This window comes from Streptomyces sp. ALI-76-A (genome assembly GCF_030287445.1).
Classification (GTDB): Bacteria; Actinomycetota; Actinomycetes; order Streptomycetales; family Streptomycetaceae; genus Streptomyces.
Window position 1 is genome coordinate 3914641 of the sequence record NZ_JASVWB010000002.1, and the last position, 15989, is coordinate 3930629.

The 15989-nt window shown below is 70.4% G+C and carries 9 protein-coding genes; 2 read left to right on the plus strand and 7 right to left on the minus strand.

The genetic code is table 11. From position 1 onward, the window contains the following. Positions 1 to 98 precede the first annotated feature (98 nt). From QQS16_RS18325 to QQS16_RS18335, 3 genes are all read right to left on the minus strand, one after another. Complete coding sequence (locus QQS16_RS18325; RefSeq protein WP_286062908.1) at positions 99 to 1172, minus strand: LacI family DNA-binding transcriptional regulator; 1074 nt, start codon at positions 1170 to 1172, stop codon at positions 99 to 101. 848 nt (positions 1173 to 2020) lie between these two features. Next, entirely contained in the window at positions 2021 to 5047 is a 3027-nt protein-coding gene (locus QQS16_RS18330; protein ID WP_286062909.1) for an MGH1-like glycoside hydrolase domain-containing protein, read from the minus strand. Positions 5048 to 5301: 254 nt separating this feature from the next. Further along, positions 5302 to 6081: an HNH endonuclease family protein gene (locus QQS16_RS18335; protein WP_286062910.1), complete on the minus strand. Its 780-nt coding sequence runs from the start codon at positions 6079 to 6081 to the stop codon at positions 5302 to 5304. A 162-nt stretch (positions 6082 to 6243) separates the two neighbouring features. Here QQS16_RS18335 and QQS16_RS18340 point away from each other — a divergent pair, with 162 nt between their 5' ends. Then, positions 6244 to 6426: an antitoxin gene (locus QQS16_RS18340; RefSeq protein ID WP_286062911.1), complete on the plus strand. Its 183-nt coding sequence runs from the start codon at positions 6244 to 6246 to the stop codon at positions 6424 to 6426. 184 nt (positions 6427 to 6610) lie between these two features. Here the strand turns inward: QQS16_RS18340 and QQS16_RS18345 are convergent, their stop codons facing one another. Then, a complete protein-coding gene (locus tag QQS16_RS18345; RefSeq protein WP_286062912.1) occupies positions 6611 to 7534 on the minus strand; it encodes an SCO6745 family protein in 924 nt (307 codons plus the stop codon). A 107-nt stretch (positions 7535 to 7641) separates the two neighbouring features. Here QQS16_RS18345 and QQS16_RS18350 point away from each other — a divergent pair, with 107 nt between their 5' ends. Continuing rightward, positions 7642 to 8226, plus strand: coding sequence for a TetR/AcrR family transcriptional regulator (locus QQS16_RS18350; RefSeq protein ID WP_286062913.1), 585 nt, complete (start codon positions 7642 to 7644; stop codon positions 8224 to 8226). Positions 8227 to 8440: 214 nt separating this feature from the next. On the opposite strand, the gene mfd is transcribed toward QQS16_RS18350, so the two are convergent. The 3 genes from mfd to QQS16_RS18365 form a co-directional block, all read right to left on the minus strand. Continuing rightward, positions 8441 to 11971: a transcription-repair coupling factor gene (gene mfd / locus QQS16_RS18355; protein WP_286062914.1), complete on the minus strand. Its 3531-nt coding sequence runs from the start codon at positions 11969 to 11971 to the stop codon at positions 8441 to 8443. Positions 11972 to 12250: 279 nt separating this feature from the next. Next, positions 12251 to 14815, minus strand: coding sequence for an ABC transporter permease (locus tag QQS16_RS18360; RefSeq protein WP_286062915.1), 2565 nt, complete (start codon positions 14813 to 14815; stop codon positions 12251 to 12253). Then, a complete protein-coding gene (locus QQS16_RS18365; RefSeq protein ID WP_286062916.1) occupies positions 14812 to 15600 on the minus strand; it encodes an ABC transporter ATP-binding protein in 789 nt (262 codons plus the stop codon). Before QQS16_RS18365 ends, QQS16_RS18360 begins: the two co-directional genes overlap by 4 nt. Positions 15601 to 15989 lie beyond the last annotated feature (389 nt).

Consider the following 15989-nt stretch of genomic DNA (forward strand, 5'->3'; position numbering starts at 1 on the left):
TGGGACTCGATGGGACCGGCCGCAGTGCGTCCAGCCTGTCGATCATCGTTCGAAATATCGACCATATGGAGAGGGTGAAGACGGTCGATGGGGGGGGGTCAGGGGGGAGCACCCTCCGGTTGGGGGGCGATGCTCCGGGTGGTGCGTTGCGGTGCGTGCGGGAAGGTGCTGGCGCGGACGACGAGTTGGGGTTCGATGGCGATCCGCGGCGTCGCCGGGCGCGCCCGGCCCTCGATCAGGTCCAGGAGCAGGGCGATGCTGTGCCTGCCCACCGCCGAGAAGTCCTGCCGGACCGTGGTGAGCGGAGGTGAGAAGAACTCCGACTCCGGGGCGTCGTCGAAGCCGGCCACGGCGACGTCCTCGGGCGTTCGCACACCCGCTTCCCGCAAGGCCCGCAACACGCCCAGCGCCATCTGGTCGTTGGCGACGAAGACCGCCGTCAGCCCTCGTCCCACCCAGCCCGCCAGTTCCTGGCCGGCGCGGTAGCCCGACAGCGGACTCCAGTCTCCGCGCAGCACTGCCGGCGGCTCGACACCGCTCGCTTCGAGGGTCGCCCGCCAGCCGGCCTCCCGGTCGGCTGCCTCCTGCCAGTCGTCGGGCCCGGCGAGATGCCAGGCCGTGCGGTGACCGGCCGCCAGCAGATGACCGGTGGCCAGCCGTGCGCCGAGGTGTTGGTCCACCGTGACGCAGGGTATGCCCATGCCCGCCCCGCTCCCCACGGTCACCACCGGGAACGGATGCCGCAGTCCGGCCAGCGCCTCGACCGCCGATCGCTGCGGGGCGATGGCGACCACGCCCTCCACCCCGCCGTCGCCGAGGTGGTCCAGGGCTTCGGAGAGGGTGTCGACGGTCAGTTTGCGCATGCTGACCGTGGAGACGAGGTACCCCTCGGCGCGTGCCGCCTCCTCGAGCGCGAACAGGGTGCTGGCCGGCCCGTAGAGGGTGGTGTCGGAGGCCACCACACCCAGGGTGCGGGTGCGGCGGGTGGCCAGGGCACGTGCGGAGGAGTTGCGCCGGTAGCCCATCTCCTCGATCGCGCGCAGCACCTTCACCCGTGTCTCGTCCCGGACGTTGGGGTGGTCCGCCAGCACCCGGGACACGGTCTGGTGGGACACGCCCGCCGTTCGGGCGACGTCGGCCATGGTGGGCGGCCGAAGCTGCGCTGGGGTCACGGCCGTACCTCCCTGGCTGTCGTCCGACGGTAATGCCTGCGAAAGGCGCGGGTGTTGTCGCGGGGTCGGGTTCACGGCGGCCCCTGTGGCAGCCGTGCCGGCCGACGGTCCGGCCGGTGTCCGTGCGGTCCGCCCCTTCCCAGGGAGGCGACCCGGAGCCTTGCGATCATGCCGGTCACACCTCCTTGGTGGTCGCTCGGACGACCGAATCAATGTGGAGGTCATTGTGAGCGCTAACAATTCATGACGGTCAAGAGGGTTGCAGCGGGAAGTCGTCACGGTTAAATAACGCGCCACGACGGTGGGGCTCGCGGTGATCTTCGGTCGCGGCGGAACCGGCCCTCCGCAAGGAACGCCCCGGCCAAAAGGGGTTGACGCGTCCGCGGAGCGACCCTATCTTCAGCAACGAAACTTCGAACCGCGTCCGAAGTATCGAATGTGGGCGATGTTCATGGATGCCACCGGCCGAACATCCACGACGCCGCCGGGCCATGGACCGCCGGCTCCCTCACCACCGGGGCCGGGCCGACAGGGGGCAGGTCGCCGGCAAGGGGCAGGCCGCCGCCGGCCGGTGCGTCGGCACGCGCGTCCGTGGCTGTCGGCCGGTGCGTCGGCACGCGCGTCCGCGGCCTGACTCGACGTCCGCCCCGCGGCGAACCGCACCGATCCGATCCGCGCCCCGCGGACCCGCTCCCGGGAGCGTGCAGGTTCCCCTGCTGAAGCCGGCGCGCGGTCTGGACGGCGTCCGGCGCGGTGTGGCACCCCGAGTACGTTCGCCGGGCACAGGTCTCCGGCACCCGGAGCCGGGCCTCGGACTTTCCGAGGCCCGGCTCCGGGCCGTCCGGCGGCTAGGAGTTGAACGGTGTGGCGCCGTCGTCGGTGACGAGCCGCCACAGATGGTCGGCGGTGCCGGTGTCGTCCCACTGCAGGGCCGCCGCCCCGGACGACGCGGACATCCCGTCGATGCCGAGGACCAGGCCGCTGTTCTTGTTGACGAGCTTGCAGTAGCCGTTGCCGGCGTCCACCACGGACCACAGATGGTCGGCGGTGAGGGTGTCGCCCCATTGCAGTGCGGTGGCACCGGCCGTCTTGGAGGCGTCCTTGATGCCGAGGACCTGGCCGCTGTGGGTGTTGAAGATCTTGTAGTAGCCGTTCTCCGCGGGGACGACCGTCCATCGGTGGTTGGCCGTGGTGTCGGCCGTCTGCTGCTGGACAGCGCCTCCGGCGGCGATCGAGGAACCGGCGATGCCGAGTTCCAGGCCGCTGTTCCTGTTGACGATCCGCACCGCCGGCGTCTCCGGGTACCAGGACTCCAGCTCGGTGACGCCGACGAACTTGCCCGCCTGCGGGGTGAACACGACCCGGAACTGGGACGTCGTGATGGTCGGGAAGGTCACCTCGTTCGCGTTGTTCGCTCGCGGCACGGCCGGGCTCTTGACCTGGCCGGGGACGGACGTCCACACGCCGTCCTTCAGGTACTGGACGGTGTGGCTCGCCGGGACGCGGATGTCGGCGCCGTCGTCGTAGGTGTAGAACTTCACCTCGTTGATCTTGCGTGGCGCCCCGAAGTCGACGCCGAGATGGTCGGTGCCGTTCGGTGAACCGGAGTTGGTCCACCGGTTGTCGGGGATCTTGTCGTAGCGGATCCAGCCGTCGGTGGCCCGCAGCGGGGCGTCGAAGGTGGTGGGCTTGCAGGTCTGGCCGCTGTGGCAGTGCGGACCGTTGGAGACGGTGTTGGTGTAGGAGGCGAACGCCTTCGGGTAGGGCTGCGTGACCGTGCGGCCGAGCCAGTCCTGCTCGGCGGTCAGCGGGTTGGCCGCCACGTTCGTCATCCGCGGGGGCTGCGCCGGGGTGACGGGAGCGGCCACGTTCACGGTGGTGTTGCCGGCCGTCGCGGACTGGTGGATGCGTACGCCGTCCTGGAAGACCTGGAGGCCGGTGCCCTTGCCGTAGTGCGTGCCGTCCCGGTCCCAGCGGATCGAGAGGGTGTGCCCGTGGTAGGGCACGTTCTCCGCCGCGAAGTAGTCCCAGCCGGACGGGATCAGCGGCTTCAGGACCAGGGTGTTGCCCGCCTGGGGCTTGATGCCCAGCAGGCCGGAGAGCACCAGGTCGTTGAAGCTGGAGTGGTTGTAGTGCTCGCTGAAGTTGAAGCCGTCGTAGATCCAGTCGCCGGTGTCACCGTTGGCGGCCTCGGCGATGTAGGGCTTGCCGTCCTTGTGCTGGAGCTTGGCGAACTGGCTCAGCATGGACTGGTAGTCCTGCTTGGTGACGTTGTTCTGCGCCGGGTAGTCCTGGAGCAGGTTCGCCATGCCGGTCAGGATCTGGCTCGTCTGGAACGGCCAGCTCGGGCCGTTCCAGTGGCAGCAGTTGGCGTCGTCGCGCTTCTGCTCGGCGGGGATCGCCTGGTAGTTGAAGTAGGGGTTCGCCGCGATCCGGTCGAGTTCGGCGAAGCCCGTTCCCTTGGTGAACTTCAGCGTGTTGGCGCCGGCCTTCATCGGGACCTGCACGGTGACGGACTTCGACTCCGAGAACTGGCCCCAGCTGCCGGTGGGGGCGTAACTGACGGTGACCGGGTTGGCGGTGTCGCCGTTCACGACGACGTTGTGGGTCGACGTGCTGGTGGTGCCGTTGGCGTAGTGGACCGTGACCGGGTACGTACCGGCGCCGGGCGCGTCCACGGTGAAGGTGACCGCGCTGTCGGCGAAGTCGATCTGGCCGACGTACGTGCCGTTGGAGGCCGTCGACGCGGTGTGGGTGTTCGCGTGGGTGACGGCGGCCTGCTCGGCCTCGAAGTCGTGCACCCGCTCCAGCGTCGTGGGCCCGAACGCCGCCCCGAACCGCTTCGGGTCCGTCAGGTACTTCCACGCCGTGGAGTACTGCGCGTCGGGCAGGTTGAACGCCCAGGGGGCGAAGCCCATCGCCTCACGCCAGGTCGTCCTGGTCTGCTTGAGGGTGCCGTTGGTGGTGTTCGTGTTGTAGACCTGCATGAAGAACTGGCGCTGCGGGTCCCAGAGCGAGTTCTGCACCCCAGCCTTGAGCGAGGCGGCCTTGCCGGTGTACTCGGTCGCGGTCGCGGTGTCCCCGGTCATCGTGGCGATCTTGCTGATCGCCTGGGCGGCGCCGAACATGTACGCGTTGATCGTGGGCCGGTAGCCGGGGCCGCCGCTGAACCAGTTGCTGCTGTGCATCGAGGTCTCGGTGTACTCCGTGGCGTCGGACAGCGGGGTCTGGTGATACAGGTCGCTGGTGGAGGCCGTGCCGTTCACCGTGATGTCGCCGGTGAAGTTCGAGTCCCACCTCTTGTACAGCGCGATGAGATGCGGGAGCGCTGCCTTGATCTCGGCCGCGTCACCGGTGACCAGGAAGCGCTGGTACGCGGCGCTGGTGATCCACTCGCTGAAGTTCCGCGCGCCCGAGTTGCCCGCCCCGCGCAGCCAGAAGTCCAGGTAGTCACCGGCGTAGTCGCGGTTGTGCAGCCAGCGCCCGTCCAGGAGGTGATAGCCGGTGGCGTCCGGGAGCGCCGTGTACGGGTTCCCGGCGTAACCGATCGGCACGTCGTACTCGGTCGACACGTACCCGGTGCCCGGCACGGTGTAGCGGAGCGCGCGCTTGTAGGTGCTCCAGCGGTAGTAGTAGACCTCGTCGAGGGTGTTGTCGGGGGTGTCCAGGAACGGGATGTTGTCCTTGTACCACTGCGGCTCGTCGAGCTGGTGGGCAGCGAGGATCGCGTCCTTGTCGAGAGCCACCGCGTTGGGGTCGTCGGCCGCCTGAGCGGTACCCGCCCCTGGCCCGCCGGCCAGCAGGGCCAGCCCCAGTATCGAGCTGGACAGGACAGCCGCCAGGGGTCTGCCGCGTCTGGGGGATCGGTCGTGCATAGGGGTGTCCTCCATCGCACACGCCACATTCGACTCGTCCGACATATCGAACGATGTTCGAAATTCTGCGCGACGGTAGTGACACGTCCGAATTGAAGTCAAGAGAACGGACAGAACCAGGCCGGCACCCTCCGCCGCAGGCGCGGCCCGCCGGCCGGCAGTCGGAGTCCAGGCTCAGCGACCGCGCGCCTCGCCCCGACGTCCCGTCTCTCCGGCGCTGTGCCCTGTCCTCGCTCCCGTCCTCGCCCTGCGCACTAGCCTCCGCACTGCTTCAGCATCATCCGCTGGTCCGGCGCGGTCACCGGCATCTCGTACTTGGCGGCGACCTGGGCGAAGCGGACCACGTAGGCGCACCGGATCTGCTTGTTCGGCGGGAGCCAGGAGGCGGGGCCCGAGTCGCCCTTGGCGGAGTTCGCGCGACCCTCGGCCGGTATGAGATTGAGGGGGTCGTTGGCCAGTTGCTCGCGCTTGTCCTCCGACCAGCGCGAGGAGCCCATCTGCCAGCTGTAGGAGAGCGGCACCACGTGGTCGATCTGCACCTCGCTGGCGTCCTGCTTCCGCCACTGGATGGTCGTCCCGGTGTACGGGTCGCGCAGGGTCATGGCGATGACCACGCAGTCGGAGCCGGAGCGGAAGCGCAGGCTCTGGCCGTCGCGCTGGAGGAGGTCGTTGCGGGTGTCACAACCGTTGCGCGCCAGCGGGACGTTGTCGGCCGTGTCCATCCAGGCGTAACCGAACTCGTCCCGGTCGTAGCCCGTCTGCGGTCCGCGGCCCTTGGTCCGCAGGCTCTCGATGAGCTTGCGGGCCGTGGCCTCGTCGGTCTCGCTCGCGACGGGAGCGAGACCCGGCTTCGTGCCGTCCGGATTCCGCAGTGGGCTGACGGACCGGCCGTCCGGTGCCGGTGCCGCCGCGCCGCTCTCCGGTGCGGAGCCGCTTGTGTCGAGGCCCTCACAGCCGGCGATCAGCGCCATGGCGGCACATGCGACCGCCCCGGTCATGACGGCGGAACGCGTCCCGCCCCTCAGACGCGTCATGATGCGCCCCTCCCCTTGACTGCTCGGTTCCGCCTCGACACGGGCGGTTCTCACTGGTCTCACCGTAGCCGCCGAGAGGTCCAGACCATATCGCGCCTAAAAGGGCATTCGTCACCTGTCCGGCGTATCGTCGATTCGAGTCGTCTCCCGAAGGAGATCCGGATGGGCATCTTCGACAAGCTCAAGAGCCAGGTGAAGGGCAGCAAGAGCAAGGACGTGTCCGACACCGCGGAACGGAAAGCCAACGACAGGACGGGTCACAAGTACGAGAACCAGGTCGACGACGCGCAGCAGCGGATGGAAGGCCCGCTGGGCATGGATCGCGACAGGCCCGAACAGCCGTAAGGCCCCCGAGCGGCCGTAAGGCCGCGGACCAGCCGCAGGGCCCGTAGCGCCGCGGCCATCGTGGCCGCAGGCTCTCGGAGTCACCAGAGACCTGTCGGGCCGCCGGCCCGGGCGGGCGCTCGCCGAACCACTGAACCAGAGGCCGCCCACGGGGAGCCACCCCCGGTGGGCGGCTTCGCTCTTCTCACACCTTCCCGATCCCCAGTGTCGTCTCCGACGGCAGCAGTCCCGAGGACAGCACCGCTATCCAGAACTCGCCGAGCAGGTCGGCGAGACGGGCCATCGCTTGCGGGCCGAGGGCCCGCCAGGGTGCGGACGCGAGCCGGTCGGTGTCCTGTTCGACGCGGTGGCGCAGGCCGCGGCCCGCCTCCGTGGCGGCGCCGTGCTCGTCGACCAGGCCGCGGGCCGACAGGCGCTCCCGGGCGGCCGTCCACTGCGCGGCGCTCCAGCCACGGCTCTCGAAGCGCTCGGCGCTCGCGGCGCCTATGGCGGCGAAGGACACCAGCGACTCGACCGGGTCGAGACCGGCCAGGAGCAGGGCCGCGAGGTGACCGTCGCCGCGGTGCTCGCGCAGGATCGTCGCCGCGTGCCACAGCTGGAGATGAGGAGTCTCGGGCCAGTCCAACTCCGCGTTGGCGGCGGCGAGAGGACGGCCCGCCGTGTCGGCCGCCTCGGCCGCACGCCGGGCCAGGGCGGCGGCCTCGGCGAGTTCGGGGCTGTCCACGCGGTCGCCGAGTATCGCGCGGTACGCCCGGTCGATGCCGCGCATCCTCGCCGCCAGCACCGCCTCGGGACTCGCCACCTTCCACGCCGGTTCGACATGCTCGGCGACCATGCCGGGGCTGAAGCTGTAGAAGGCGGACGTCACCCGCTCGGCGCCCACCGCGCCCAACGGGGCGGCCCGGTAAGGGAAGTAGGCCGGCCAGCGTTCCTCGGTGGCATATCCGAGCACCGCGGCTTCCTCGGTCACCTCCGGCGCGTAGTACAGCACCGCGTGCAGCGGCTCCAGCAGGTGCCAGAGCTGTCGCACCCGGGACAGCTCCACATCGCCCGCGCCGGCCCCACCGCCATGTTCCCCGTAGTCCCTGGACTCCTCGCGTTCCCCCATGACCCTCTCCTCGTCTCGCACCGACCCATCCACACAACTTGACACTGACAAGATTGCCCGAGCCGTCCCAACTTGTCAATGCCTAGATCTGCCGTACGCTGCTGACCATGGCCCCCACGGAAACGACGCCCGGCAGCCGCTCCTACCATCACGGTGATCTGCGCCGCGCCATCCTCACCGCCGCGCTCGACGTCATCGCCGCCGACGGTCCCTCCGCGTTGAGCCTGCGCGACCTCGCCCGTCGCGCGGGCGTCTCCCACGCGGCGCCGGCCCACCACTTCAAGGACCGCACCGGACTGCTCACGGCGATCGCGGCCGAGGGCTTCGGGCTGCTCGCCGGCACAGTGCGGGAGGCGGCGGACCTGAAGGACGCCGGCGTGCGCTACGTCCGCTTCGCCCGCGATCACCCGGCGCACTTCGCGGTGATGTTCGCACCCGAGCTGCTGCGCCCCGACGACCTGGAACTCACCACCGCCCGCGCCCTCGCCGCCGACGCCCTGCGCGACGCGGTCTCCGCCGTCCGCTCCGAGGACCTAGGCGTCGACGCCCGCCTCGCCGGAGTGGCCGCCTGGTCCCTGGCCCACGGCTTCGCCACGCTGCTCCTGGGCCACAACCTGGACGGCGCGGTGGGCGACCAGGACCCCGAGGAGGTGTTCCGCGACCTGACGAACACACTGTTCCGCAGGACCTAGGCACGGGCCGCCGGCGCCCCCGTCTCCAGGCGACCCGGGCGACCTCGCGGGCCAACGGGGCGACGGGCCGCCCGGCACCCGGCCGCACGGCCACCCGGCCACCCGGCCGACGACGGTCGGCCCTACCGGGCGACGGGCGACGGGCCGGCCCCCAGACCAGTCGACGGGCGACGGGCCGGCCCCACGACCAGTCGGCCCCACGACCAGTCGACGCCTACGACCCCAGGATCGACGTCAGGAACTCCCCCACCCACCCGAGCAACGCCCGCCCGACCAGCGGCTTGCCGCCGACCTTCGCCGTCTTCGGGCGCGGGACCAGTACCTGGTGGGCGGACGGCTTGATGACGGTCCCCGGGTACAGCCGCATGAGCCGCAGCTCCTGCGACTCCCGCAGCTCCACCGGCGCGAAGCGGATGTTGGTGCCCTGAAGGACGATCTCGCCGACGCCGCACGCCCGGGCGAGCATCCGCAGGCCCGCCACCAGGAGCAAATTCTCCACCGGCTCGGGCAGCTTGCCGTAGCGGTCGACGAGTTCCTCGCGTACGGCCTTGACGTCCTCCTCGGAGTTGACCGAGGCGATCGACCGGTACGCCTGGAGACGCAGCCGCTCGCCGGGGGCGTAGTCGTGCGGGACGTGCGCGTCGACCGGGAGCTCGATCTTGACCTCCAGCGGCGGCTCCTCCTCCACGCCGCCCTCCAGGGAGGCGCGGTAGTCCGCGACCGCCTCGCCGACCATGCGCACGTACAGGTCGAAGCCGACGCCCGCGATGTGGCCGGACTGCTCGCCGCCGAGCAGGTTTCCGGCGCCGCGGATCTCCAGGTCCTTCATCGCCACGTACATGCCCGCGCCCATCTCGGTGTGCTGGGCGATGGTGGCCAGGCGCTCGTGGGCGGTCTCCGTGAGCGGCTTCTCCGGCGGGTAGAGGAAGTACGCGTAGCCCCGCTCGCGGCCACGGCCGACCCGGCCGCGCAGCTGGTGCAGCTGGGACAGGCCGAAGTTGTCGCCGCGCTCCACGATCAGGGTGTTGGCGTTGGCGATGTCGATGCCGGACTCGACGATCGTGGTGGAGACCAGGACGTCGAACTTCTTCTCCCAGAAGTCGACGACCACCTGTTCCAGTGCCTGTTCCGACATCTGGCCGTGGGCGATGGCGATCCGCGCCTCGGGGACGATCTCCCGCAGCCGGGCGGCCGCCCGGTCGATCGACTCGACCCGGTTGTGGATGTAGAAGACCTGGCCCTCGCGCAGCAGCTCGCGGCGGATGGCGGCGCCGATCTGCTTCTCCTCGTACGGCCCGACGAACGTCAGCACCGGATGGCGCTCCTCCGGGGGCGTGGTGATCGTGGACATCTCCCGGATGCCGGTGACCGCCATCTCCAGGGTCCTGGGGATCGGGGTCGCGGACATGGTCAGCACGTCCACGTTCGCGCGGAGCTTCTTCAGCTGCTCCTTGTGCTCGACGCCGAAGCGCTGCTCCTCGTCGACGATGACCAGGCCGAGGTCCTTGAACTTGGTCTCCGAGGAGAACAGGCGGTGGGTGCCGATGACGATGTCCACCGAGCCCTCCCTGAGGCCCTCCAGGGTCGCCTTCGCCTCGGTCTCGGTCTGGAAGCGGGACAGCGCCTTCACGTTCACGGGGAACTGCGAGTAGCGCTCGGAGAACGTGCCGAAGTGCTGCTGCACCAGCAGGGTGGTGGGCACCAGGACCGCCACCTGCTTGCCGTCCTGGACGGCCTTGAAGGCGGCCCGCACCGCGATCTCCGTCTTGCCGTAGCCGACGTCGCCGCAGACCAGGCGGTCCATGGGGACCGTCTTCTCCATGTCCTCCTTGACCTCGGCGATGGTCGTCAGCTGGTCGGGCGTCTCCACGTACGGGAAGGCGTCCTCCAGCTCGCGCTGCCACGGCGTGTCGGCGCCGAAGGCGTGCCCCGGGGCAGCCATCCGCGCGCTGTACAGCTTGATCAGGTCGGCCGCGATCTCCTTGACGGCCTTCTTCGCGCGGGCCTTCGTCTTCGTCCAGTCGGCGCCGCCCAGGCGGTGCAGGGTGGGCGCCTCGCCGCCGACGTACTTGGTGATCTGCTCCAGCTGGTCGGTGGGGATGTACAGGCGGTCGCCGGGCTGACCGCGCTTGGCGGGGGCGTACTCCACGACGAGGTACTCGCGGGTCGCGCCCTGCACGGTCCGCTGCACCATCTCGATGTAGCGGCCCACGCCGTGCTGCTCGTGGACGATGTAGTCGCCCGTCTCCAGGGTGAGCGGGTCGATCGTCTTGCGGCGGCGGGCGGGCATGCGGGCGCCGTCCTTGCCGGCCGCCTTCTGTCCGGAGAGGTCGGTCTCGGTCAGGACGGCCAGCCGCAGCGCCGGGTCCACGAAGCCGTAGTCGATCGACCCGCACGCCACGTGCACGACGGAGGGGGAGATGTCCCCGAGGTCCGCGTCCAGGCGGGCCGCGATGCCCTCGCCTCCGAGCACCTCGACCGTACGGGCCGCCGGACCGTGGCCCTCGGTGACGAACACCGTGCGCCAGCCGTCGGCCAGCCAGCCCTTGGTGTCGGCGAGCGCCTTGGCGGTGTCGCCGCGGTAGGTCTCCGGCGCGTGCATGCCCAGCTTGAGCGTGTCCGCGTCCAGTTCGAGGTCCGCCGCGAACGGCGACACCGACCACCACATCATGTCCAGCTCGCGCGCCCGGTCCCGGACGTCCGCGATGGACCACAGGGAGGCCGCGCCGACGTCGATCGGCGCCTCGCCGCCGCCCGCGGTGGCCGCCCAGGACGCCTGGAGGAACTCCTGCGAGGTCGTCACGAGGTCCGCCGCCCGGGTGCGCACCCGCTCCGGATCGCAGACGACGGCCATCGAGCCCTTGGGCAGGACGTCCAGCAGCAGCTCCATGTCGTCGACCAGGACCGGAGCCAGGGACTCCATGCCTTCCACGGCGATCCCCTCGGCGATCTTGCCGAGCAGTTCGCCGAGCTCCGGGTGTTCCTCGGCGAGGGCACGCGCGCGTGCCCGGACGTCCTCGGTCAGCAGGAGTTCACGGCAGGGGGGCGCCCACAGGCCGTGGGCGGCGACCTCCAGGGAGCGCTGGTCGGCGACCTTGAAGTAGCGGATCTCCTCGACGTCGTCGCCCCAGAACTCGATGCGCAGGGGGTGTTCCTCGGTGGGCGGGAAGACGTCGAGGATGCCTCCGCGTACGGCGAACTCGCCGCGCTTCTCCACGAGCTCCACGCGCGCGTAGGCGGCGGCCGCGAGGGCCTCCACGATCTCGTTCAGGTCGGCGGTCTGTCCGGTGCGCAGCGCCACCGGTTCCAGCTCGCCCAGGCCCTTGACCTGCGGCTGGAGCACCGAGCGGACGGGGGCCACGACGACGGAGACCGGGCCGGTCTCCGGGTCGTCGGGGCGGGGGTGGGTCAGCCGGCGCAGCACGGCGAGGCGGCGGCCGACGGTGTCGCTGCGGGGGCTGAGGCGCTCGTGCGGAAGGGTCTCCCAGGACGGGTACTCCACGACGCCCTCCGAGGGGAGGAGCGAACGCAGGGCCGCGGCCAGGTCCTCCGCCTCGCGGCCCGTCGCCGTCACCGCCAGGACCGGGCGGCCGGACTCGCGGGCCAGCGCGGCGACCGCGAAGGGGCGGGCAGCGGGCGGGCCGACCAGGTCGACGTGCATGCGGTTGCCGTCTGCGGCCGCCCTGATCGCTTCCGCGAGGGCGGTGTCCTTGACGACGGCGTCGAGCAGACCGTGCAGGCTCATTCGGGGGCGGCTTTCGTCCGGGGGTGGGCAACGCGAATCGCCCGACGCGTGTTACGGGCCGGGGGGTCTCCAGCGTACGACGACGCCGCCGCGAACGCCGGGGCCTGTGGACAACGTGGCCACTCCTGTGACCGGTGGGCGTGACCTGGGTGGCCTGCGACCGACGTGCGCCTGTGTCCGGCGGGCCACCGGCGTCGGGCCCGGTGCCGGTGGCAGCAGCCTCCGGCTCCGGGCCCGACATCCCCCGTTCCCCCGTTCCCCGTCCCCCGTCCGGGGTGGCTACTCGGTGGCGATCGCGTTCAGGACGTTCATCCGGCCCGCCCGGAACGCCGGGATCAGCGCGGCGAACAGGCCCACGAAGGCGGAGCCGATGAAGACGCCGATGATCGTCGGCCAGGGGATGTCGAGGACGTTCAGGCCCTCCAGGGCGAGGAGCTTCTGGGCCGTCGCGCCCCAGCCCATGCCCAGGCCGAGGCCCAGCAGGGCGCCGAAGAGGGCGATCACCACCGACTCCAGGCGGATCATGCGGCGCAGCTGACGGCGGGAGAGACCGATCGCCCGCATCAGGCCGATCTCCCTGGTCCGCTCGACCACCGACAGCGCCAGGGTGTTCACCACACCCAGGACCGCCACGATGATGGCGAGGGCGAGCAGGCCGTAGACCATGTTCAGGAGCTGGCCGATCTGGTCCTTCAGTTCCTGCTTGTAGTCGGTCTGGTCGCGGACCTGGTACGTCGGGTACTTGTCCAGCGCCTTCTTCAGCGCCGCGTACGCCTGCTCCGTCTGACCTTCCTTCGCCTTGGCGAACATGATCGAGTTCGGCGGGATCTGGTCGGCCGGGACGTACGTCCGCATCGTCTCGGTGCTGATGTAGCGCGCGCCCTGGTCGAGGGCGCTGTCGTCGTCCGTGATGGCCGCGACCTTCAGCTTCGCCGTCCGGCCGCCCGTGAAGGTGACGCTGATGGTGTCGCCCACGCGCACGCCGTGCGCCTTGGCGTAGTCCGAGCCGACCGACATGGCGTCCTTGCCGTACGCGGCCTTCAGCGTGCCCGCCGTGGTCGCGCGGCGCAGGTCCTCGGCGTACGTGGGATCGGCGGCGGTGACTCCGGAGGTGTCCTTCTTGCCGTCGGGCGAGGTCAGCGTCGCGTCGAGTTCCCGGTAGCTGGTCACGTGGGCGAGCCCCGGGCTCTGCTCCATCGCCTTCTGCGCCTGCGGGACGATCCGCTGGTTGCCCTGGACGATGAAGTCCGCGCCGACCGACTTGTCCAGCTCGCTGGTGGCGGAGGCGACCATCGAGGAGCCGACCACGGACAGACAGGCCACCAGGGCCAGGCCGATCATCAGGGCCGCGCCCGTGGCGCCGGTCCGGCGCGGGTTGCGCAGGGCGTTGCGCTCGGCCAGCCGGCCCACCGAGCCGAAGGGCCGCAGCAGCACCGCGCTGAGCATCCGGACCAGGCCGCCGGTGAGCAGCGGGCCGATGACGACGAAGCCGATCAGGGACAGCACCACGCCCGCGCCCAGCATCAGCGAACCGTCGCTCGCCTTGTCGGCGCCGGCCGCCGTGAACAGGGCGAACACGCCCGCGCCGGTCAGCACCAGACCGATCACGCCGCGTACCAGTCCCGCCCGGCCGTCGGCCGGTGTGCCCGCGTCGCGCAGTGCGGCCATCGGGGAGACCTTGCCGGCGCGGCGGGCCGGGAGGTAGGCGGCGAGGACGGTGACCACGACGCCCAGGACCACACCCGCTATCGGGGTGGTCGCCTTCACGGTCAGGTCGTCGGTGGAGAGGTTCATGCCGGCCGACGACATCAGCTTCATCAGGCCGATCGCGATGCCGACGCCGGCGCCCACGCCCAGGATCGACCCGACGACACCGAGCAGCAGCGCCTCGATCAGCACCGAGCGGTTGACCTGCTTGCGGGAGGAGCCGATCGCCCGCATCAGGCCGATCTCCCGGGTGCGCTGGGCGACCAGCATGGAGAAGGTGTTGATGATCAGGAAGATGCCGACCAGGAACGCGATGCCGGCGAAGCCGAGCATGGCGTACTTGATGACGTTCATGAACTCGCCGACGTCCTGGCGGTTCTCGTCGGCGTTCTCCTTGGCCGTCTGGAGCTTGTAGGTGCCGTCCAGGGCCTGTGCGACGTTCTGCTTGAGCCGTGTGTCGTCCACGCCGGGCGCGGCGTTCACGTAGATCTGGGTGAACCGGCCGGTGGCGCCGAGGAGTTCGCGCTGGGCGGTCTCGGTGTCGAAGAAGACGATCGCGGCACCGGGGTTGGTCACCTTGAAGGTGGCGATGCCGACGATCTTCGCCTTGAAGTCACCGGCGACGGAGATCGTGCGCAGTTCCTCGCCGAGCTTCAGGCCGTGCTTGTCGGCGGTGTCGGCGTCGACCATCAGCTCGGTCGGCCCGCGCGGGGCGTGCCCCGTGGTGATCTCCATCGAACGGGCGTCGTTCTTCGTCCAGTTGCCGGCGAACGTCGGGGCGCCGCTGCTGGAGCCCATGTTCTCGTTGTCACGGTCGACGACGGTCACGGCCGACGAACCGACCGCGCCCTCGGCGGACTTGACGCCCTCCGCCTTCTCCACCTGCGCCAGCGTGGACGCCGGCAGCGACGCGGGCTTGCCGTTCTGCGGGGTGTCGTCGCTCCTGGCCTCCTTCGGGGAGACCGTGACGTCGGACGCGGTCGTCGCGAAGAGCTTGTCGAACGTCGTGTTCATCGTGTCGGTGAAGACGAGTGTTCCGCACACGAAGGCGACCGACAGCAGGACCGCGACCGCCGACAGGGCCATCCGCCCCTTGTGCGCGAAGAAGTTGCGCATCGAGGTCTTCAGGACGGTCATGACGTGCGCCCCCGGGCGTCGAAGTCCTTCATGCGGTCCAGGACGGCCTCGGCGGTCGGCTTGTACATCTCGTCGACGATCCGGCCGTCGGCGAGGTACAGCACCCGGTCCGCGTAGGAGGCGGCCACCGGGTCGTGGGTGACCATCACGATGGTCTGGCCGAGCTCGTCCACGGACCGGCGCAGGAAGCCCAGGACCTCCGCTCCCGCGCGGGAGTCGAGGTTTCCGGTCGGCTCGTCGCCGAAGATGATCTGGGGCCGGGCGGCCAGGGCGCGGGCCACGGCGACGCGCTGCTGCTGGCCGCCGGAGAGCTGGGTGGGCCGGTGCTTGAGCCGGTCGGAGAGGCCGACGGTGTCCACGACCCGCCCGAGCCATGCCTTGTCGGGCTTGCGGCCCGCGATGTCCATGGGCAGGGTGATGTTCTCGATCGCGTTCAGCGTCGGCAGCAGGTTGAACGCCTGGAAGATGAACCCGATGCGGTCCCGGCGCAGTTGGGTGAGCTTCTTGTCCTTCAGGCCGGTGATCTCGGTGTCGTCCAGGTAGATCTCCCCGGACGTGACGGTGTCGAGACCGGCGAGGCAGTGCATCAGCGTGGACTTGCCGGACCCCGAGGGGCCCATGATCGCGGTGAACTGACCGCGGGCGATGTCCACGTCGACGTGGTCGAGGGCGACGACACGGGTCTCGCCGGACCCGTACGCCTTCACGACCTGCCGCGCCCTCGCGGCAACGGCCGTCGGCCCTCCAGTGCCCCCGTGCCTGGGAATGGTCACAGCCGATGTCACGGTATGTCTCCTATGCCGGTCAGTGAATGAAACGTGCGGTGCTCGCGTCGCGCTGGTCGCGTCGCGTCGCGGTGCTCGTGCCGGTCGCGTCGCGTGGTGCTCGTCGCGGTGGTTCTCGTCGTGCTGGCTACGTGGATGAGTCTGGTGCCCGGGAGGGGTCCGGCGCGCTGGTGCTCAGCGCAGTCTTCTCCTGGGGAAAACCCCACCCCCGCCGGTGCGGTGAACCTCCCCGACCCACCCCCCAGCGGCATAAAGCCAGGTTAAGGACGCTCCCGGCCGCTCTCGTCCTCCGTCGGTACGAACCCTCCCCGAGCCCTGGTACCGAGGTACCCCTAGGGGCTCTCCCCCGCTGGGTGGATCTCTGCTCGGGGTCGGCTCCACCTTCAGGC